This is a genomic window from Nocardia sp. NPDC050408, assembly GCF_044458905.1.
GTDB lineage: Bacteria > Actinomycetota > Actinomycetes > Mycobacteriales > Mycobacteriaceae > Nocardia.
In genome coordinates this window covers 489,040-507,942 of sequence record NZ_JBITIL010000001.1, presented here as the reverse complement: position 1 = coordinate 507,942, position 18,903 = coordinate 489,040, and the positions used below count along the sequence as shown (strand labels likewise).

19 protein-coding genes and 1 pseudogene are annotated in these 18,903 nt (G+C 65.3%); 13 read left to right on the top strand and 7 right to left on the bottom strand.

What is annotated here, in order from left to right; genetic code table 11:
- The first annotated feature begins 8 nt into the window (after positions 1 to 8).
- A complete protein-coding gene (locus ACIBJI_RS02140; RefSeq protein ID WP_396957334.1) occupies positions 9 to 488 on the top strand; it encodes an Lrp/AsnC family transcriptional regulator in 480 nt (159 codons plus the stop codon).
- On the opposite strand, the gene cobF is transcribed toward ACIBJI_RS02140, so the two are convergent.
- The gene (cobF, locus tag ACIBJI_RS02135; RefSeq protein ID WP_397082741.1) at positions 464 to 1,204 is read right to left on the bottom strand and encodes a precorrin-6A synthase (deacetylating); all 741 of its coding nucleotides are present in this window, start codon (positions 1,202 to 1,204) and stop codon (positions 464 to 466) included. The two genes, ACIBJI_RS02140 and cobF, sit on opposite strands and share 25 nt — an antisense overlap.
- 42 nt (positions 1,205 to 1,246) lie before the next feature.
- Here cobF and ACIBJI_RS02130 point away from each other — a divergent pair, with 42 nt between their 5' ends.
- From ACIBJI_RS02130 to ACIBJI_RS02100, 7 genes are all read left to right on the top strand, one after another.
- Positions 1,247 to 2,053 (top strand): thymidylate synthase, encoded by an 807-nt coding sequence (locus ACIBJI_RS02130; RefSeq protein WP_364340875.1) that lies wholly within the window; start codon positions 1,247 to 1,249, stop codon positions 2,051 to 2,053.
- Positions 2,050 to 2,598, top strand: coding sequence for a dihydrofolate reductase (locus ACIBJI_RS02125; protein WP_396957335.1), 549 nt, complete (start codon positions 2,050 to 2,052; stop codon positions 2,596 to 2,598). Before ACIBJI_RS02130 ends, ACIBJI_RS02125 begins: the two co-directional genes overlap by 4 nt.
- Positions 2,599 to 2,797: 199 nt before the next feature.
- Positions 2,798 to 3,127 (top strand): cupin domain-containing protein, encoded by a 330-nt coding sequence (locus ACIBJI_RS02120; RefSeq protein WP_364340873.1) that lies wholly within the window; start codon positions 2,798 to 2,800, stop codon positions 3,125 to 3,127.
- Positions 3,128 to 3,183: 56 nt separating this feature from the next.
- Positions 3,184 to 4,212: a Dyp-type peroxidase gene (locus tag ACIBJI_RS02115; protein WP_364340871.1), complete on the top strand. Its 1,029-nt coding sequence runs from the start codon at positions 3,184 to 3,186 to the stop codon at positions 4,210 to 4,212.
- Positions 4,209 to 5,009 (top strand): family 1 encapsulin nanocompartment shell protein, encoded by an 801-nt coding sequence (locus tag ACIBJI_RS02110; protein ID WP_364340869.1) that lies wholly within the window; start codon positions 4,209 to 4,211, stop codon positions 5,007 to 5,009. The genes ACIBJI_RS02115 and ACIBJI_RS02110 overlap by 4 nt, the downstream gene beginning before the upstream one ends.
- 76 nt (positions 5,010 to 5,085) lie before the next feature.
- On the top strand, positions 5,086 to 5,616 hold the full coding sequence (locus ACIBJI_RS02105; RefSeq protein ID WP_364340867.1) for a hypothetical protein: 531 nt from the start codon (positions 5,086 to 5,088) through the stop codon (positions 5,614 to 5,616).
- Between the two features lie 64 nt (positions 5,617 to 5,680).
- Positions 5,681 to 7,297, top strand: coding sequence for a TerD family protein (locus ACIBJI_RS02100; RefSeq protein ID WP_364341351.1), 1,617 nt, complete (start codon positions 5,681 to 5,683; stop codon positions 7,295 to 7,297).
- A gap of 134 nt (positions 7,298 to 7,431) precedes the next feature.
- On the opposite strand, the gene ACIBJI_RS02095 is transcribed toward ACIBJI_RS02100, so the two are convergent.
- The 3 genes from ACIBJI_RS02095 to ACIBJI_RS02085 form a co-directional block, all read right to left on the bottom strand.
- Positions 7,432 to 8,331 (bottom strand): RNA polymerase sigma-70 factor, encoded by a 900-nt coding sequence (locus ACIBJI_RS02095; RefSeq protein ID WP_364340865.1) that lies wholly within the window; start codon positions 8,329 to 8,331, stop codon positions 7,432 to 7,434.
- Positions 8,328 to 9,485: an FAD-dependent oxidoreductase gene (locus ACIBJI_RS02090; protein ID WP_364340863.1), complete on the bottom strand. Its 1,158-nt coding sequence runs from the start codon at positions 9,483 to 9,485 to the stop codon at positions 8,328 to 8,330. Before ACIBJI_RS02090 ends, ACIBJI_RS02095 begins: the two co-directional genes overlap by 4 nt.
- A gap of 406 nt (positions 9,486 to 9,891) precedes the next feature.
- Positions 9,892 to 10,548, bottom strand: a complete 657-nt coding sequence (locus ACIBJI_RS02085) for a TetR/AcrR family transcriptional regulator (RefSeq protein WP_397082738.1) — start codon at positions 10,546 to 10,548, stop codon at positions 9,892 to 9,894.
- A 231-nt stretch (positions 10,549 to 10,779) separates the two neighbouring features.
- On the opposite strand from ACIBJI_RS02085, the gene ACIBJI_RS02080 reads away from it, so the two are divergent.
- From ACIBJI_RS02080 to ACIBJI_RS02065, 4 genes are all read left to right on the top strand, one after another.
- Positions 10,780 to 12,315 (top strand): amino acid permease, encoded by a 1,536-nt coding sequence (locus ACIBJI_RS02080; RefSeq protein WP_364340859.1) that lies wholly within the window; start codon positions 10,780 to 10,782, stop codon positions 12,313 to 12,315.
- Between the two features lie 312 nt (positions 12,316 to 12,627).
- Positions 12,628 to 13,377 carry a DUF1989 domain-containing protein gene (locus ACIBJI_RS02075; protein WP_396958949.1) on the top strand — a complete coding sequence of 250 codons (750 nt, stop codon included), beginning with the start codon at positions 12,628 to 12,630 and terminating at the stop codon, positions 13,375 to 13,377.
- The gene (locus ACIBJI_RS02070) at positions 13,374 to 13,994 is read left to right on the top strand and encodes an urea amidolyase associated protein UAAP2 (RefSeq protein ID WP_396958947.1); all 621 of its coding nucleotides are present in this window, start codon (positions 13,374 to 13,376) and stop codon (positions 13,992 to 13,994) included. Before ACIBJI_RS02075 ends, ACIBJI_RS02070 begins: the two co-directional genes overlap by 4 nt.
- Positions 13,991 to 16,057: a 5-oxoprolinase/urea amidolyase family protein gene (locus tag ACIBJI_RS02065; protein ID WP_397082736.1), complete on the top strand. Its 2,067-nt coding sequence runs from the start codon at positions 13,991 to 13,993 to the stop codon at positions 16,055 to 16,057. Before ACIBJI_RS02070 ends, ACIBJI_RS02065 begins: the two co-directional genes overlap by 4 nt.
- A 7-nt stretch (positions 16,058 to 16,064) precedes the next feature.
- On the opposite strand, the gene ACIBJI_RS02060 is transcribed toward ACIBJI_RS02065, so the two are convergent.
- Complete coding sequence (locus ACIBJI_RS02060; protein ID WP_364340853.1) at positions 16,065 to 16,217, bottom strand: hypothetical protein; 153 nt, start codon at positions 16,215 to 16,217, stop codon at positions 16,065 to 16,067.
- Positions 16,218 to 16,303: 86 nt separating this feature from the next.
- Positions 16,304 to 17,458, bottom strand: coding sequence for an epoxide hydrolase family protein (locus ACIBJI_RS02055; RefSeq protein WP_364340851.1), 1,155 nt, complete (start codon positions 17,456 to 17,458; stop codon positions 16,304 to 16,306).
- A 63-nt stretch (positions 17,459 to 17,521) separates the two neighbouring features.
- On the opposite strand from ACIBJI_RS02055, the gene ACIBJI_RS02050 reads away from it, so the two are divergent.
- Positions 17,522 to 18,472 (top strand): YafY family protein, encoded by a 951-nt coding sequence (locus ACIBJI_RS02050; protein ID WP_364340849.1) that lies wholly within the window; start codon positions 17,522 to 17,524, stop codon positions 18,470 to 18,472.
- A 3-nt stretch (positions 18,473 to 18,475) separates the two neighbouring features.
- Here ACIBJI_RS02050 and ACIBJI_RS02045 read toward each other — a convergent pair.
- Positions 18,476 to 18,873: pseudogene (locus tag ACIBJI_RS02045) on the bottom strand (RidA family protein).
- Between the last annotated feature and the right edge of the window lie 30 nt (positions 18,874 to 18,903).

The following is an 18,903-nucleotide window of genomic DNA, read 5'->3' as shown; positions in this document are numbered from 1 at the left end:
TCGGTGCGGTGGTTTTCGGCCCAGGTACGGAAGGAGCGGGGCTGGGGGATGCCGCGCTACTGAATGCCCTGCAACAAGACGGCCGCGCGACCTTGGCCCAACTCGCCACGGCCACCGGCTGGTCGCAAGCCACCGTCACCCGACGGCTCGCGGAACTACGAGCAGCAGAAGCGATCTTCTTCGATGTCGAACTCGACGACGCTCGCTTCGGCGCGACCACCCAAGCGCTGCTGTGGATGTCGGTGGCACCAGCACAGCTCGACCACGTCGCGACCGCGCTCGCCGAGCACGACGAACTGGCTTTCGCCGCCACCACCACCGGCCCGACAAACCTTGTCGCCCAAGCCATGTGCTCGGATCCCACGGCCCTGCACCGCTACCTCAACCAGCGCCTCGGCGCTTTCGAGGCTATCCATACATTGGAAACCACACCCGTCCTCGCCACCGTGAAGGCGGTCGCGCTTCAGGAGCCCGGACGCAGAAGATAAACGTCCATAATCCAACCCTTTTCGGCGCGCAGTCGAGTGCGCCGCTCGACGATCTCCTGCTCGACCGCACGCAGCGGCCCCTCGATCAACGTCTCATCGGGCATTCCCAGATAAGCACCCCACCAGATGTGCACGTCGTCGCCGGGCACCGCCGAGAACGAACAGTCACCATCCAGCATCACCAAGGTCGAACCGCTGAGCCCATCCTCGCGCAACCGACGCCCGGTGGTGATGTGCACCGGCTCGCCGATGCGATGCAGCACCATCCGATGCCGAGCGGCCAAGGCCTGCACACTGGTGACGCCCGGGATCACCTCGTAATCGAAGCTCTGGGCAGCACGAGCCAGCACCCGTTCGATCATCCGCAGCGTGCTGTCGTAGAGCGACGGGTCACCCCAGACGAGAATGCCGCCGACCCCGTCGACCTGCGCGAACGCATCCTCCAGCAGCGCCGAACGGCGATCGTGCCAGTCCTCGACAACGCCCCGGTAATCGGCCGGATCCCGGTCGCGCGGCGGATCGACGATCTCCACGATGCGGTACGGGTGATCGAGGTGTTCGGTGAGAATCGACGTGCGCACATCGACCAGTTCCTGCTTCTCGGCACCCTTGCCGATGACGAAAAACACCTCGACCTGCCGCATTGCCTTGATCGCCTGGACCGTCACCTGGTCCGGATCCCCGGCACCGATGCCGATCACGTAGAGCTTGCGCATGGCTCGAGCTTGCCAGGCACGACATGGGTAAGCTCGCCAGGCGTGGCCAACAATGCTGATACCCAGTACGAAGACCTGCTGCGACTGGTCCTGGAGTCCGGTACCGCGAAGGCGGATCGCACCGGCACCGGCACCCGCAGCATCTTCGGCCACCAGCTGCGCTACGACCTCGGCGCGGGCTTTCCGCTGATCACCACCAAAAAGGTGCACCTGAAGTCGATCGTCTACGAATTGCTGTGGTTCCTGCGCGGCGATTCGAATGTCGCCTGGCTGCACGAACACGGTGTCACCATCTGGGACGAATGGGCGGATCGGCACGGCGAACTCGGACCGGTCTACGGCGTGCAGTGGCGATCATGGCCCACCCCCAACGGCACCCATATCGACCAGATCGCCGAAGTACTGCACACCCTGCGCACCAATCCGGATTCCCGACGCATCATCGTCTCGGCCTGGAATGTGGCCGACCTCGACAAGATGGCGCTGGCACCGTGCCACGCGTTCTTCCAGTTCTATGTGGCCGACGGCAAGCTGTCGTGCCAGCTATACCAGCGCAGTGCGGATCTGTTCCTCGGCGTGCCGTTCAATATCGCCAGTTATGCCCTGCTCACGCACATGATCGCGCAGCAGACCGAGTTGGAACCCGGTGATTTCATCTGGACCGGCGGCGACTGCCATATCTACGACAACCATGTCGCGCAGGTCACCGAGCAGTTGAGCAGGCAGCCCTACCCGTTCCCGATGCTGAACCTGCGGCCCGCGCCGACGCTGTTCGATTACGCCTACGAAGATGTGGAAGTGGTTGGCTATCAACACCATCCAGCGATCAAGGCGCGGGTTGCGGTATGAACGCGGCATCGCGTAGTGATTCGTTGCGGCGTGCTGGTCGGGCGACGGGAGGGCATGTGCGCACCATCGGTCTGATCTGGGCACAGACTCCCGATGGAGTCATCGGCTTCGAGAACACCATCCCCTGGCGCGTGCCCGAGGATATGGCAAATTTCAAGGCCGTCACCATGGGTCATCCGGTCATCATGGGCCGTCGCACCTGGGATTCTCTGCCGCCCAGATTCCGCCCGCTCGATGGCCGCCGCAATATCGTGGTCACCCGGCAGCCCGACTGGTCGGGTGCGGGTGCCGAACGCGCCGCATCGCTGTCGGACGCACTCGCCGCGACCGCACCGCAGGACGTCTGGATCATCGGTGGTGGCGAAATCTACCGAGCTGCCATGGAATTCGCGACCGACCTGCTGGTCACCGAGGTGGACACCGCCGTCGACGGCGATGCCTACGCACCCGCCATCGGCTCCGAATGGCACGCCGAGGACACCGAGCCGTGGGACGAGTCGAAGTCGGGCCTGCGCTTCCGGATTCGTCGCTACATCCGAAAGTAAGCCAGCCAGTCGGCAAACCTTCAGCATCAGGCATTCGAGACCGCGCAACCTCCTTCGAGCACCGACCAGCGGCGAACACGCCGCATACCGTCGCGGCGACCAAACCGGACACAAGTCGCCCGCCGGTCGGGCATACTCCTGGATATCAGCCCGTGTCACCAGCCCTGATCTGGCTGATTGCATCTGCGGAAGGTGGTCCATGGACAAAAAATCGCTGACTGCGGTCGCGCGCCAACAGCTCAAGTTGGCCAGCACCGCCACGAGCGGGCGCAGTTCGCAAACCATCTACGGCGGTCATGCCAATGCGCTGCGACAGACCGTGGTCGGTCTGTCGGCGGGCCAGAGCCTGGCCGAACACGACAATGCGGGAGAGTCCACTCTGCTGGTACTCAGCGGCACACTGACCTTGATCAGCGGTGCCAACGAATGGAAGGGATCGGCCGGAGACCTGCTGGTCATCCCCAAGGCGCGGCACAGCGTCAAGGCCGTCGACGACGTCGCATTCCTGCTGACAGTTGCCAAGTCGTAGCCGATGTAACGCACCGCTCGGCCGGTTTGTCGCTGCCGCCCTTTAGGGTGGAGCGCATGGGTGAGCCGCAGCCGATCCTCGAACCGCTCACGCCGGCCGCGATCTTCCTCGTCGCCACGATCGACGAGGGTGGCGAGGCGGCGGTGCGTGACCTGCTCGCCGATCTCTCCGGAATACGTCGTTCGGTCGGTTTTCGGCTGCCCGGCGCCGGGCTCACCTGCGTCGCATCAATCGGCTCCGAGGCGTGGGATCGCCTTTTCACGGGCCCACGACCCGCCGAACTGCATGTGCTGCCCGAATTCGTCGGCACGCACCACAGCGCGCCGACCACGCCGGGCGATCTTCTGTTCCACATCAAATCCGAATTCCAGGACGCCTGCTTCGAATTGGCGATGACGATCAACGACCGGCTCGCCGGCGCGGTCACCATCGTCGATCAGACCGTCGGATTCCGGTATTTCGAGCAGCGCGATCTGCTCGGCTTCGTGGACGGCACGGAGAACCCGGAGGGCTCCACGGCCTTCAGCGCGGCGTTCGTCGGCGATGCGGATCCGGAGTTCACCGGCGGCAGTTATGTCATCGTGCAGAAGTATCTGCACACCATGGCGCAGTGGCGGGCGCTCTCGGTCGAGGAGCAGGAGCGGGTGATCGGGCGCACCAAACTCGACGATTTCGAGCTCTCCGATGCGGATAAGCCCGCGAATTCGCATGTCGCGGTGAACACCGTCACCGATGACGAAGGCAACGAACGAAAGATCCTGCGCGCCAATATGCCCTTCGGCAGCATCAAGGACGGCGAATTCGGCACCTATTACGTCGCCTACGCGGCCACGCCGAGCGTCACCGAAACCATGCTGTCCCGGATGTTCATCGGGACGGAGGAGGCCGCCTATGACCGGATCCTGGACTTCTCCATCGCGGTGACCGGCACGCTGTTCTTCGCACCGCCACTCGACTTCTTCGACGACCTCCCCGACGCACCGGGGGTGGCGGCGACAGCGCTCGAGGAATCTTTATCGCCGAATAGTGTTGGCAGTAACGGTTCTCTGGGTATCGGCACGTTGAAAAGGAGCATGCAATCATGAACAACCTCCATCGCGAACTCGCGCCGATCACCGCCGAGGCATGGACCGCCATCGAGCAAGAGGCGACGCGCACCTTCAAGCGTCATATCGCCGGTCGCCGGGTGGTCGATCTGTCCGGACCGCACGGCACCGACTACTCCGCGGTCGGCCTCGGCCGCACCACCGTCATCACCGCACCGGATGAGGGTGTGCAGGCCCGGCAACGGGTGGTCGCGCCGCTGGTCGAGTTGCGGGTGCCGTTCACGTTGTCGCGCGAGGAACTCGACGATGTCGAGCGCGGCGCGCAGGACACCGATCTGGATGCGGTCAAGGAAGCCGCGCGCAAGATCGCCTTCGCCGAGGACCGGGCCATCTTCGAGGGCTATCAGGCCGCGAATATCACCGGCATTCGGGCGAGTTCGTCCAATTCCCCGATCACACTGCCCAGCGACCCACGGCTGGTGCCGGAGTCCGTCGCGCAGGCACTGAGCGCGCTGCGGCTGGCGGGCGTCGACGGCCCGTATTCGGTGCTGTTGAGCGCGGACCTGTACACGGCGGTCAGCGAGACCTCCGATCACGGCCACCCGATCCGCACCCATATCGAACGCCTCATCCCGGAAGGCGAGATCATCTGGGCCCCGGCCATCGACGGCGCGTTCGTACTGACCACGCGCGGCGGCGACTTCGATCTGCAGCTCGGCCAAGATCTGTCCATCGGCTACCTGACCCACGATGCGCAATCGGTGCAGCTGTATTTCCAGCAGAGTCTGCAGTTCCTCGTCTACACCGGCGAGGCGGCAGTCGCGCTGGCGTCCTGATAGTCGACCCGCCCGCATCGGGAAGCCGGCAGTAAACCGACCGACTAGGTTGGGGTGCGGTATGCAGGAGGTCGAGATGACGATGGTGCGTGCGGGTGTGGTGCCGACCCGGCGAGCAATGCTGTACGGGATGGTCGGAATCGCGGTCACCGTGCTGGTCTGCGGTGCGATCGTGGAGGGATTCGGGGTCAACCGGATCTTCACCGGGCTGCTGGCCGGTGCGGTGGCCGGAATCGCATTGCTTGTCGCGCTGTTCGGACGCGATGTCGTCGTACTCACCGACGGGGCGATCTACCAGCGCACCCCGTGGCGGGAATCCAGTATCGACTGGGAGCGGGTGGTGGCCGGACGGTTCGCACTCGACGAGCGGGCCCGCTGGTCACTCGCACTGGATCTGATCGGTGGCGACGAGCGGCACGGCGAACTCGTGCTGCTGTCCATCCCGCCGGTGCGGCGGCCGGTCGCCGGGGCGTACGACATGCGCAAACGCGAGCAGGTCAACGAGATTCGGGCCATGTTGCGGCGCAAGCGCGTGCCGGTCACGGTGCTGCCGGAAATTGCCGGTGCGCTGCAACAACATTGGCAGATCGCGCCGCCCACCCGCTGATAGCCGGGGCGCGCGGTGACCGAGACAGGGTGCGCTCAGGTCGTATACCTTGGCAGATGTGTCGATGATGAAGGGCGCCAATGTCGCGGTGCCGATGTCTTCAGTCCGCGTCGAGCTGGGGTGGCAGTCAGGTCCAGGGGTTCCGGATGCGGATGCCTCCGCGCTGCTGCTCGTCTCCGGGAAAGTGCGGGCGGATAACGACTTCGTCTTCTATAACCAGCCGAATCATCCGTCCGGTGCGGTCCGGCACGAAGGGAAGCGGCCGGGACCGACGGTTATCGACACGTTGTCGGTGAATCTGGCGCAAGTCGAAGCGCAGGTCGACACGATTGTTATTGCGGCATCCGCGGACGGTGGCACATTCGGGCAATTCCATGGGCTGTATGTGCGGGTGCTCGATGCGGTGAGTGGCGCGGAGGCGGCGCGGTTCGACAGCACGGGGGCCAGTACCGAGACCGCATTCGTGCTCGGGGAGTTGTATCGACGGCAGGGGGCGTGGAAGTTCCGGGCGGTCGGTCAAGGGTATGCGACCGGGTTGGCCGGGCTGGCTACCGATTTCGGGATTTCGGTTGATGATCCGGGGCCGGGGCACACGCCCGCAGCGCAGCCGCAGCAGAACGCGCAACCGGCTTACCCACCGCCGCCCGCGCAGCCGTATACGCCACAGCAGTTCGGCGCACCGCCGCCACAGCAGCACACGCCGCCGCCCACGCCACCACAGTTCGGGGCACCGCCCGCACCGCAGCAGCACACGCCGCAGTTCGGGGCACCGCCCGAGCCGCAGCAGTTCGGCGCACCGTCCGCACCGCAGCAACAGACGCCACCGCAGTTCGGGGCACCTCCGCCGTATCCGCCTGCGGCACCGCCCGGATATCCGCCGAATCCGGCGCAGCCGTATCCGCCGAGCCCGACGTCGCAGAACCCTTATCCACCGGACCGAACGCCGCAGCCCTATGCGCCGCCGAATCAACCACCGCAGCCTTATGCGCCGCCGACCGGGTCCAGCCAATTCGCCGCAGCTGCTGCGGCTCCCGGCGCGCCGGTCAACCTCAGCAAGGTTTCGCTGACGAAGGAAGCGCCCACGGTTTCGCTGACCAAGCACGGCGCCACCTCGGGAACCATGCGGGTCAACCTGAATTGGACCACCGCGCAGACCGGGGGCGGTGGCCTGTTCGGCCGCAAGCGCGCCAATGCGCTCGATCTCGATCTGTGCTGCTTCTTCGAACTGGCCGACGGGCGGATCGGATCCGTTCGCGCCCTGGACCGTTCGTTCGGCGCGCTGGATCGCCCGCCGTTCATCCGGCTCGACCAAGATGACCGCACCGGTAGCAGCACAACCGGTGAGAATCTCGATATCAATCTCGACTACACCGCGCAGTTCCGCCGGATTCTGGTCTTCGCCTCGATCTACGAGGGTGCGAACAACTTCCAGGGCGTGCAGTCCACCGCCACGCTGTATCCGGTGAACTCGCCGCCGATCGAAATGATCATCAGCGGCTGCCAGGACAATTCGCGCGACGTGATCCTCGCGCATATCGAGAATGTCAACGGCGAGTTCATCGTTCGTCGCGACGGCACCTTCGTCCGGCCGCCCTCAGGGCATCCCGGTGGCGGAATCCGCGAAATCGCACGCATGTACAACTGGGGCTTCGAGTTCAAAGCCACACGCGGCAAAGGCTAGATGCTTGATTTCAAGGGGTGGGTGATCCGCGGAGCCGGCCACCCGCACCAGATCTGCTGCGTCGAGGATCGACTCCACCGCATCATCGGCGACCGGCCCTGGTCACCCACTGCACTACCCGCGGGCAGGCGGCCTCAGGTCGGATGGACGGTCCGGGTGGCAATGGCGTGCAGCTTGTCGGGATTGGCGACATTGTGGATCGCGGTGATCCGGCCAGTGGCGTCGACATCGAGGGTAACGGTGGCGATGACGCGCCCACCGCCGCTGAACACGACGCCGAGCCCGCCGTTGATCTCGACCATCTCTGCGGTCATGTCGGCTGGCTCGACACCCTGGTAGGTGCGCGTGCCCATGGACGCGAACCAGGATGCGACCGTGTCCGCGCCGCTGACGGGGAGCAGCGCCTGGCGCACCTTGCCGCCGCCGTCGGTCCACAACGTCACGTCCGGCGCGAGCAACTGCATCAAGGTGTTGATGTCACCGCCCATCGCGGCGGCGAAGAACCGCTCACTGACCTCGCGTTGGCGGTCGCGGTCGGCCTGGAACCGCGGCCGCCGCGCCTGCACATGGCTCCGGGCTCGCTGCGCGGCCTGGCGCACCGTTGCTTCGGAACGCTCTACGGCGTCGGCGATTTCGACATAGCTGAACCCGAACGCCTCCTTCAAGACGAATACGGCCCGTTCGAGCGGGGTCAACGTCTCCAGCACCACCAGCAGGGCCATCGAAACCGATTCGGCGGCGGTCGCGTCATCGACGGTACCGGTGAGGATCGGTTCGGGAAGCCAAGGGCCGACGTAGGTCTCGCGGCGGCTGGTGGCCGACCGCAGCCGATCCATCGCCAGGTTCGACACGATTCGTACCAGGTAGGCCTTCGGGTCGCTCACCTGGGAACGATCGGCAGCGGACCATTTGATCCAGGCGTCCTGCACCGCATCCTCGGCGTCGGCTGCGGTGCCGAGGATGCGGTACGCGACGGAGAACAGCAGGTTGCGATGCTCGGTGAACACCGCAACCGTGGCGGATGCGGCGGTCACCGGGTGTACCGCCCGCCCTGCGGCCACACCGCACCGGAAGTGGGGAACTCGAGAATCCGACCGAAGGTCGGCCAGGGCGCTGCACTCACCGTCTCCTTGTACCAGACGGCGCGCCGGCCGGTCAGCCGCAGCCTGCGGGGGCTGTTGTCCGGCTTGGTGAACTGGACCACCGCGTCGTGGCGGCCCAGGCTCACCGGGGTGTGGTAGTAGCCGAACCGGAACGGTTTGGGCTGCTTGCCTTTCAGCTCCCGCACGATCGATACCGCCGCGTGCACGCCGGTCGGCATACCGCTCTGGCAGGTGCCGTGCATCACGCCGTAGCCCTGTCCGATCGCGGCCGCGTCGCCGATGGCGTAGACGTTCGGATGCGACACCGACCGCAGCGCGGCGTCGGTGACGATCCGGCCGTGCTCGTCGACGGCCAGCCCCGCCGCAGCCGCCATCGGGGAAACCCGCACTCCGCTCGTCCACAGCACGGCGTCGACCGCAATGCTCTCTCCGCCGACGAGTTCCACGGTGTCCGGCAACACCTTGACGATCTCCACACCGCAGCGCACCTGTACCCCCAGTCGCGCCAGAGCGTCGTTCACATAGGCCTTGGCCTGCGCGCCCAGCGTCGATCCTGGCTCGTGGCGACCCAGCAATACAACGTCCAGGTCCGGGTATCGCTCGGCGAGCTCGGCGGCGGTCTCGACGCCGGTCAACCCGCTGCCGCAGACCGCCACGGTCCCGGCGCCGAGCCCGGCCAGTCGCTGCGCCAGCAACTCGGCGTCGTGCACGCTGTTCAGTGTGTAGGCGTTGTCGTCGACGCCAGGTACCGCGGTCGTGTCGGCGACCCCGCCCAACCCGTAGACCAGCGTGTCGTATTCGAGCACCCGCTCGTCGTCGATGCGGACGGTGCGTGCGGCCGCGTCGATGCCGGTGACCCAGCCACCTACGAACTCCACGCCGGTGCCCTCGAGCAATGCCGGAATATCGAACTCGGCCAGGTTCTGTCCGGACGCCGTCTGGTGCAACCGCAGCCGCTCGGTGAAGCGTGCGGTCGCATTGACGAGGACGATCTGCACATCGTCGCGTCGCTTGGTGCGTGCCGCCAAGCTCGTGGCCGCCGACATGCCCGCGTAGCCCGCGCCCAGAATCACCATCTTGTGCATTTGCCTATCCCTTCTCGCAATCACTGTCGACCACAAGACGAGACAGCCCCGGCGCACCGTAAAGCGAGGTGATGCAGGTCACAATCAACACTTGGCACCTGCCATGGCCGGCCGCCCATCAACCCCGCCGTTCCAGCAGGGCACGGGTCCGCGGCGTGCGGGCCACCGCAACGCTGTATCCGGTGGATTCTCCGCCGATCGAGATGAGTGTCGACGGTTGCACTAGTGATTCGCGGCGCATGGTGCTGGCGCTCATCGAGAACATCAATGGTGAGCTGGTGGTGCGCCGTATTCCTGCCGTCGTCCGACCGATCCGTCGATCTTCCTCAACCAGGGCGTCGATCTGGCGTACGGCTGGGGTGCAGAATGGGTGGCCGTCGACGAAAAGTCCTGACGCGCAGGCGATTCAGAATGTCAGACGCTGGAGGAGGGCGGTCGCGTCGGTGTGCAGGCCGTCCAGATCACCGCGCCAGCCGAGCATACGCATAATCGCGTCCGGAATGGCGCGTTCGGCGTGGGCGGGTGCGCTGCCCTCATCCGAGCGGATATTGATCACCGTCTCTACGAGCCGGAACGGCAGGCCCTCCGCCCCCGGCACCCCCGCATCGGCAGCGACCATCGCGGCCAAAATTTCGTAGTGCCCGCGTAATTCGTCGCGGCGTAATCGGAAGGCGGCGAAGCGTTCGGTGCGCAGTTCCGGAAGTAGATACAGCGCACCGAGATTCCGCCGCGATGCGCACAGCTGGCGCACGTCGAACCAGGCCAGCGCGTATAGCCGGATGCGTGCCGGCTCCGGCACCTCGCGGAGGCGTTCGGCGAGATCCAAGGGGCCTGCGATGGTTTCGGCGAGCAGAGCGTCGAGGATGTCGTCCTTGGACGCGAAGTGGTGGTAGAGCGACGCCTGGCGGATACCGACCGCATCCGCTACCGCACGCGTCGAGGTATTGGCATAGCCATTGGTGGTGAACAGTTCTCCGGCGGCGTCGAGGATCTCGGCGCGTGGCGTCCGACCGCGCCGGGGGCGCTGGTCGAGTCGGGGACGGCCGGGACCGAGATTTGCCACGACGTCATTCTGACACCGCGTTCGATGCGGTCGACCGCCGCCACAGCGATCGACCGGTCTGATGTTCGCAGCACGATTGCACACGTGTGAGGTTTCTGTCATTCGATAGAAATCCAGGCAACGCAGAAGTTACCGGCGATCGCGGAAGCGATACACCAGGGACACCGAAAGCGCGATCGCGAACGCAAAACTGTCATGCGATAGGTATTGGCCGCTCGCGAAGGAAACCCCATGGCCACCAAAGTCGATTCTCCCGCCCCCGTCCTCCCACAGCCCGACAGCCAGGACAATGCCGACCTGGCCGGCTTCGGCTATCAGCCGGTGCTGCACCGCAAACTCGGCCGCTATGCCTCATTCGCGGCCGGATTCTCCTTCGTCTCCATCCTCACCACGATCTTCCAGTTCTTCGGTTTCGGCTATTCGTTCGGTGCGGCCGCGTTCTTCTGGACCTGGCCGATCGTGTTCGTCGGACAGTTCCTGGTCGCGCTGAATTTCGCCGAACTGGCCGCGCGCTACCCGATTTCGGGCTGTATCTACCAGTGGTCGCGTCGGCTCGGCGGCGAGGTCATCGGCTGGTTCGCCGGGTGGATGATGGTCATCGCGCAGATTGTGACTGCCGCCGCGGCGGCGATCGCGCTGCAGGTAGTGCTGCCATCGATCTGGAGCGGATTCCAGATCGTCGGCGAGGACACCGCGCTCACCTCGACCTCCGGCGCCACCAATGCGGTACTGCTCGGCAGCATCCTGCTGGTGCTCACCACGGTGATCAATGTGATCGGTATCGACCTGATGGCGCGCATCAATTCGATCGGCGTCACCGTGGAGATCATCGGCGTGCTGGCCATCATCGCGCTGTTCTTCACCCACACCGAGCGCGGGCCGGGCGTGGTGCTGCAAACCGATCAGGCCGCGCCCGGATCGTATTGGGCCGCGTTCCTCGTCTCCGGCCTGATGGCGGCCTATGTAATGGTCGGATTCGATTCCGCCGGAGAGCTTTCCGAGGAAACGAAGAATCCGCGCCGGGTCGCGCCGCGCACCATTCTGACCGCGCTGGCTGTCTCCGCACTCGGCGGTGGACTGCTGCTGCTCGGTGCGCTGATGGCGGCACCGAGTCTGGACGACGGTTCATTGGGCACCGAGGGCCTGGCCTATGTGCTCACCTCGAAGCTGGACAGCCCGGCGGGTAAGGTGCTGCTCGGGTGTGTCGCGGTGGCGATTACAGTGTGCACCTTGGCAATTCAGACGGCTGGCTCGCGACTGATGTTCTCGATGGCGCGCGACGGCAAGCTGCCCTTCGCCCGTCGGCTGGCCGTGGTGCATCCACGCTTCGGCACACCGGTGCTGCCCGCGGTGATCATCGGCGTACTCGGTATCGGTCTGCTGGTGCTCAATCTCGGCAATGCGGCGATCTTCGCGACCTTGGCCAGTGTCTGCATCGTGACGCTCTATCTGGCATATCTGCTGGTCACCGTACCGCTGCTGATACGGCGGATCAGGGGCTGGGACAGCGGTGACGCCGGGTTGTTCAGCTTGGGGCGCTTCGGAATCCCGATCAACGCGCTAGCCGTCGTCTGGGGCATCGCGATGGCGGTGAACCTGGCCTGGCCGCGTGCCGAGGTCTATACGCCGAATGGTGGCAGCTGGTGGATGCTTTGGGCCGCACCGCTTTTCGTGGTGATCGTGGTCGCCGTCGGTGTTGTCGTGCATCGAATCGTCAATGCGAAGCCGAGCACTGAAAGCCTCGAACCCGCGGTCCAACCCGCCTGATGAGGTGTGCGGTGGTGGTCTCGACACCACCACCGCACACCGACCCGCCGAGTGGCGCACCTGCTGACCGCGCGCCCCACCACCGGCCAACACTCGCAACGCACCGCATCTGACACCGGTTCGAGCACGTGGACATCCCCGCCGACAAACCATGAACGACGACAGCTGTCGATCAGCAAGCGAAGCGTCCAGAACAGTGTGGAAGCCAGTCCTTCGAGACCCACCACAGGCGACCACCGATCAGGCACACCCCCGCCACCCTCGGCATCCAAAGCACCGGCACCCAGACACCTACGATCTTAGGAACCACCGATGACCAGCACCGCCTCCGCTCTCGGGGCTCGCGCGCACGCGAGATCCCAAGCAGCCACCGCGACCATCGCCGGACCGGAGTTACCCGATGACGTCGCGGCGGCGAGAATAACCTTCGCTCAACGCATTCCGGCCGGTGGTTACGCGAATGTCGTACTCGGTCGCGGGACCAGACTGCGTTTGCGCGATCCCGCCGGAGCCGCATGCCCGCACGTGTTGTTGCTGCGTGCCGACGCACCGTGGGAGCGGCTCAATGTGGCCGATACCGTGAAAGTGCCGTGGCAGGCATATCTGGGTATCGGACATCCACTGCTGTCGGATCAGGGCCGGGTGCTGGCCACCATTGTCGCCGACACGTCCGGCCAGCACGACGCCCTGTGCGGCCCGACGCCCGAAGGCCGTGCACTGCTGCGACTCGCGGGCGCAAAACAGGGTCTCGAGCCACGGGATATTGCGCCGACCGTGTCCTTCTTCCGCGGCGTCCGCGTCGAATCCGATGGTGCGCTGAGCGCCACCGGCAGCGCCGCGGCGGGTTCCTCGGTCGACCTGCTCATCCATCTGCCGGTGATCCTGCTCGTCACTGACACCACACACCCGCTCGATGATCGGCCCGCATCAGATCTCGACATCGTCGCCTGGGCCGCACCGGACGAGCTTGCCGTGCAGCACAATTCCGACCCGGAATATCTGCGAGCGGTCGAAAACACCGAACAGGCCTGGACGGCCGCGACTGTGGAGGTAGGGGCATGATCTCGGCACCGACCCGCACCATTGTGCTCGACGAAACCGTGCCGGCATGCGCGCCGTGGTCGACCGTGGTCGGCGCGGGCGAACAACTCGAAATCATCGACCTGCACGGCAATCAGGCGGTGGACTGTCTGCTGTATTCGGCTGCCGACCACACCGACCGCTACAGCGCGCAGGCCACCATTACCGCACAACGCAATATCTTCCTCGGCACCGGAAGCGTGCTGCGCACCGATGCCGGCACCGCGCTCATGACCGTGCTAGCCGACGAGGTCGGCAACCATGACACCATCGCGGGCGCCTGCTCCCAGGAGTCCAATACGCTGCGCTACGGCCATCACACCCGCCACCAGCACGCCTGTGTGGAGAACTTCCTCACCGAGGCGCTGAAATGGGGCCTGGGCAAACGTGATCTGGTGTCGAATATCAACTGGTTCATGAATGTCCCGGTCGAGGCCGACGGCACCCTCGGCATTGTCGACGGATTATCTGCTCCGGGAAAGAAAGTCACGTTGCGCGCCGAGATCGACACGTTGGTGCTGGTGTCGAATTGCCCGCAGATCAATAACCCCTGCAACGGATTCGATCCGACTCCCGTTCGGATGGTGGTGACCCGATGACCGTTGCCGACCTAGCGGTTGAACATGGCGAAGTCGTGGGCCACGGCGTGGGTGTGATAAACGCGGCCGACACTGCGCGTGCCGCATGTCCAGAGCAGGCAGCGCAGGTGATTCGGCCGGGAATGCTTACCACGGTGCAGGATTGGCCGGGCCGTATCGGATATTGGCACGTCGGAGTTCCGCCTTCGGGCCCGATGGACGATCTGTCGTTCCGGCTCGGCAACCGCGTGCTCGGCAATCCCGAGGGCGCTGCGGGCCTCGAATGCACACTCGACGGTCCCGCGCTGAAATTTTCCGCGCCGACATGGGTGTGCGTCACCGGCGCACCGACCGATGTCACCGTGAACGGGATCGGTGTCCAGCAGTGGCGAACGGTGCTGGTTCCGGCGGAAGCAACGCTGGACATCGGTTCGGTGCGTGGACCGGGCATGCGCTGCTACGTGCTGATCGCGGGGGGTATTCAGCTGCCCAAATATCTGGGCAGCGCAGCCACATTCACGCTCGGCAGATTCGGCGGCAGCGCGGGGAATGCGTTGCGTGCCGGTGAAATGCTCCCGCTCGGCGCACATCGGGGCCGAGTGGCGGCCGCGGTGCCGATGGAGGAGCAGCCGGTCCTGACGCGGCGGTGGGAATTGGCTGTCACCGAAGGCCCGCACGGCGCGCCGGAGTTCTTCACCCGCAAAGACTTCGACACGATTATCGGCACCGACTACGAAGTGCATTTCAATTCCGATCGCACCGGAGTGCGACTGATCGGCCCGAAACCCGAATGGGCCAGAACCGATGGCGGCGAGGCGGGACTACACCCCTCCAATATCCACGATACTCCGTATTCGGTTGGAGCACTGGACTTTACCGGCGATACACCCATCCTACTCGGCCCCGACGGCCCCAGCCTCGGTGGCTTCGTCTGCCCGGTGACGGTGGTCGCGGCCGACCGGTGGAAGCTCGGCCAACTCGCCCCCGGCGACATCGTGCGCTTCGTCCCGATCCGCAGCGCCCGCGCCGCCTCCGTTCGCGAACTCGGCACAGCCAGACGCGCCGCCTGGCCCACCGTGCTCTCCCCCGGCGGCGACGGCGATGACGGTGTACTGCGTCGCGCCGATGTCGACGACGAGACCGGGGTGACCTACCGCCGTCAGGGAGATGACGGCGTCCTCGTCGAATACGGCGCCATGACGCTGGATCTCGGTCTGCGCGCCCGTGTACACGCGTTGCATGAGCATCTACTCGGGGCCGGTGTGCGCGGCGTGACGGAACTGACGCCCGGTGTCCGTTCGCTGCAGGTCCGAGTCGATCCGACGGTGATGCCGGTCCCCGTCCTGCTCGATCTGCTGACCGAAGCCGAACAGCACATCCCCGCCGCCGATCAGCTCGTAGTGCCGAGCCGCACCGTGCACCTGCCGCTGTCCTGGGACGATCCAGCCACGCGGGAGGCGATCACCCGCTATATGCACGGGGTGCGCGCGGACGCACCCTGGTGCCCGTGGAATATCGAATTCATCCGGCGCATGAACGGTTTGGCTTCGGTACAGGAGGTCTACGAGACCGTCTTCGGGGCCGAATACCTGGTCCTCGGTCTCGGCGACGTCTACCTCGGCGCACCGGTCGCGACCCCGACCGATCCACGCCACCGGCTGGTCACCACGAAGTACAACCCGGCCCGCACCTGGACCCCCGAAAATGCCGTCGGTATCGGCGGCGCGTACCTGTGCATCTACGGAATGGAAGGTCCCGGCGGTTACCAATTCGTCGGCCGCACAACCCAAGTCTGGAATCACCGCCACCCCGGTGATGCGAGCGACGAATCGCCTTGGCTGCTGCGCTATTTCGACCGGATCCGCTGGCATCCGGTCGAAGCCGATGAACTCCTGGACCTGCGCGCCGATTTCGCGGCGGGCAAGGTACAGGTGCAGGTCGAGGACGGCGCGTTCGCACTCGCCGACTATCGGAAGTTCCTGTCCGACAATGCCGAATCCATCGACCGCTTCCGCGCGATACAGGCCGAAGCCTTTGCCGCCGAACGCGACTCCTGGCTGCAGGCGGGTGAACTCACCGCCTGATCGCGCATTACCAGCCGAACAGCTCCGCCATATCGATGGACTCGTCATCCCAGAGGTCCTCGATATGGCGTCGTTCCACCTCGGGCAAATCCGGCGACCAGCCGCAGCGTCGCCAGAACTCTTCCCGATATTGCTGAGTAATCCGTCTCGGCTCGCTCATGGCGCTCACCTCTGCATTGCCACCGTCCTGCTGCCTTTGATTGTGAGCCTGCTCCGGCCACGACATGCCGGAACAGGCCCAGGTTTTCAGCGCAGGTCGCGGAAGAACTCGCGGATGTCGTTCAGCAGCAGCACGGGCTCCTCCAGGGCCGCGAAATGTCCGCCGCGATCCACATCGACCCAGCGGGTCATTGTGTGCTGGGTCTCGCAATAGCGCCGAATTCCGACGTCCTGAGCGAAAACGATTGCCGCAGTGGGCACTCCGGAATTCGATTTACTCGTACCCCAGCCGGCGCGCTGCGCGTAGCCGACGAATGCGGCCGAACCCGCAGTGCCGTTGAGCCAGTACAGCATCACATTGGTCAGCAGCCGGTCGCGGTCGATGATCTTGTCCGGGTCCACGTTTCGCGGATAGGTCCATTCCCGGAATTTGTCCATGATCCAGGAGAGCTGACCGATCGGCGAATCGACCAGTCCGTAGGCCACGGTCTGCGGTCGGGTGGATTGAATCGCGATATAGCCGATCTCCTCCCGCAGGAATGCCTGGATGCGGTCGATCCGGTCGCGCTCGAGATCGGTCAAGCTGGCCAACTCGTCCTGGGAAAGCTGATGGGTCGCAATCGGATCCGGGCCGCCATTGGTGTGGACGCCAATCACATTTTTCGGCGCGCTCCGGGCCACCTCCGGACTCACCGCAGCGCCGATATCGCCGCCCTGTGTGCCATAGCGCTCGTAGCCGAGTCGGCGCATGAGTTCGGCCCAGGTGTCGCCGATCTTCGCGCTGGTCCAGCCCACTTCGCTGACGGGTCCGGAGAAGCCGAATCCGGGCAGCGATGGAATGACCAGATGGAAGGCATCGCGGGGATCGCCGCCGTGGGCACGCGGGTCGGTGAGCGGTCCGATCACGTCGAGGAATTCGACGACCGAACCTGGCCAGCCGTGTGTCATCAGCAGGGGCAGGGCATCGGACTCGGGTGAGCGGACGTGCAGGAAGTGGATGCGCTGTCCGTCGATTTCGGTGGTGAATTGCGGATAGGCGTTGAGCTGGGCCTCGGCGGCGCGCCAGTCGTAGCCGGTGCGCCAGTAGTCGACCAGTTCGCGCAGCCAGGTAGTCGGCACGCCGGTATCCCAGCCGTCGCCGGGCAGCGGTGCGGGCCAGCGCGCATTGTCGAGACGATTGCGCAGGTCATCGAGCTGCTGCTGCGGGATTTCGATGCGGAACGGAGTAATCTCTGTGCTCATGAAAACCACGCTATGACCCGCTTAGGACAGACTCTGCCCTAGCTTTGGGGCAGACTTTTCGTCATGTTGGAAACCTCCGCGCGCCTGCTGCGATTGCTGTCGCTACTGCAGACGCCTCGGGACTGGACCGGTACCGAACTCGCCGAACGCCTCGAGGTCGATGTGCGCACAGTGCGCCGCGATATCGACAAGTTGCGCAACCTCGGCTATCCGGTCGACGCAACCGCCGGTGTCGCGGGGTACCGCCTCGGGGCGGGTGCGAAACTGCCGCCGCTGCTGCTCGACGATGATGAGGCGGTGGCCGTTGCCGTCGGGCTGCGAACCGCGGCGGGTGGCACCATCGCGGGCATCGAGGACAGTTCGTTGCGCGCGCTCACCAAACTGGAGCAGGTGCTGCCGTCGAGGCTGCGGCATAGGGTCAGTCTGCTCCAATCGGTCACTGTCACAGTGCCTTCCGCCGGCCCGACCGTCGATCCCGATGTGCTGACCGCGGTCGCCGGTGCCATCCGCGACAATCACCGCCTGCGCTTCGACTACCGAACACACGGCGGGACAACATCATTGCGTACCGTCGAACCGCATCGTTTGGCGCACACCGGTCGGCACTGGTATCTCATCGCCTGGGATATCGAACGCGCGGACTGGCGCACCTATCGCGTCGACCGCCTACAACCCCGCGTTCCCACCGGCCCCCGCTTCACCCCGCGCGAGCCACCCGAGACCGACCTGGCGCACTACATAACCAGCGGCACAACAACTTCCCCCTATCGCTATGCCGCCCGCGTGACACTGTATGTGCCGGCCAAGGTCGCAGCCGAACGCATTGCCCCGACCGTCGGCGTCATCGAGGCCATCGACGATCGAAGCTGCCTCCTACGCACGGGTTCCAACTCCCTGGACGAACTCGCCGTCTACATAGCGACTTTCGGCTTCGCCTGCCGAATCCACGAACCTCCCGAGCTGATCGCCCACGTACGCGAACTCACCAATCGTCTCGCCGCGGCGATCGACTAGCGATCACACCGGAACGGCAGCGACGGCCTCGATCTCGACAACCGCGCCTGGCACGGCGAGCGCGGCCACCTTGGCGACGGTGATGGCGGGCGGATTCGGCCGTCGACGCCACACCTCGCCGAATGCCGCGAATCCGTCCTGCAGCGGCTGGCCGTCGACGATCAGGATCGTCCACTTCACGACTTGTTCGATGCTGCGCCCGCGGCTTCGAGGCATGTCACCAGATTCGCCAATGCCTGCCGGGCTTCCGCGAGGTCCGGGCCCGCCAACCGGCCGTTCGCATCGATACCGTTCTGTCCGCCCACGTAGATGGTGTCCGTGGCCGCCGAAACCCGCACCACCTGGGTAAACGCCGGATTGTTCGGCAAGGTCTCGGGGTTTATATGCGTCGTGGTCGTCATGTCGCGCAACATAACAACCGAGGCCGACAT

Bases quoted from the DNA above. Each gene is read 5' to 3' on its own strand.
- ACIBJI_RS02050 (WP_364340849.1), top strand. From the start codon at position 17,522: ATGTTGGAAACCTCCGCGCGCCTGCTGCGATTGCTGTCGCTACTGCAG.
- ACIBJI_RS02100 (WP_364341351.1), top strand. From the start codon at position 5,681: ATGATGAAGGGCGCCAATGTCGCGGTGCCGATGTCTTCAGTCCGCGTC.
- ACIBJI_RS02070 (WP_396958947.1), top strand. From the start codon at position 13,374: ATGATCTCGGCACCGACCCGCACCATTGTGCTCGACGAAACCGTGCCG.
- ACIBJI_RS02060 (WP_364340853.1), bottom strand. From the start codon at position 16,217: ATGAGCGAGCCGAGACGGATTACTCAGCAATATCGGGAAGAGTTCTGG.
- ACIBJI_RS02075 (WP_396958949.1), top strand. From the start codon at position 12,628: ATGACCAGCACCGCCTCCGCTCTCGGGGCTCGCGCGCACGCGAGATCC.
- ACIBJI_RS02125 (WP_396957335.1), top strand. From the start codon at position 2,050: ATGAACGCGGCATCGCGTAGTGATTCGTTGCGGCGTGCTGGTCGGGCG.
- cobF (WP_397082741.1), bottom strand. From the start codon at position 1,204: ATGCGCAAGCTCTACGTGATCGGCATCGGTGCCGGGGATCCGGACCAG.
- ACIBJI_RS02105 (WP_364340867.1), top strand. From the start codon at position 5,086: ATGACGATGGTGCGTGCGGGTGTGGTGCCGACCCGGCGAGCAATGCTG.
- ACIBJI_RS02055 (WP_364340851.1), bottom strand. From the start codon at position 17,458: ATGAGCACAGAGATTACTCCGTTCCGCATCGAAATCCCGCAGCAGCAG.
- ACIBJI_RS02065 (WP_397082736.1), top strand. From the start codon at position 13,991: ATGACCGTTGCCGACCTAGCGGTTGAACATGGCGAAGTCGTGGGCCAC.
- ACIBJI_RS02090 (WP_364340863.1), bottom strand. From the start codon at position 9,485: ATGCACAAGATGGTGATTCTGGGCGCGGGCTACGCGGGCATGTCGGCG.
- ACIBJI_RS02110 (WP_364340869.1), top strand. From the start codon at position 4,209: ATGAACAACCTCCATCGCGAACTCGCGCCGATCACCGCCGAGGCATGG.
- ACIBJI_RS02080 (WP_364340859.1), top strand. From the start codon at position 10,780: ATGGCCACCAAAGTCGATTCTCCCGCCCCCGTCCTCCCACAGCCCGAC.
- ACIBJI_RS02120 (WP_364340873.1), top strand. From the start codon at position 2,798: ATGGACAAAAAATCGCTGACTGCGGTCGCGCGCCAACAGCTCAAGTTG.
- ACIBJI_RS02115 (WP_364340871.1), top strand. From the start codon at position 3,184: ATGGGTGAGCCGCAGCCGATCCTCGAACCGCTCACGCCGGCCGCGATC.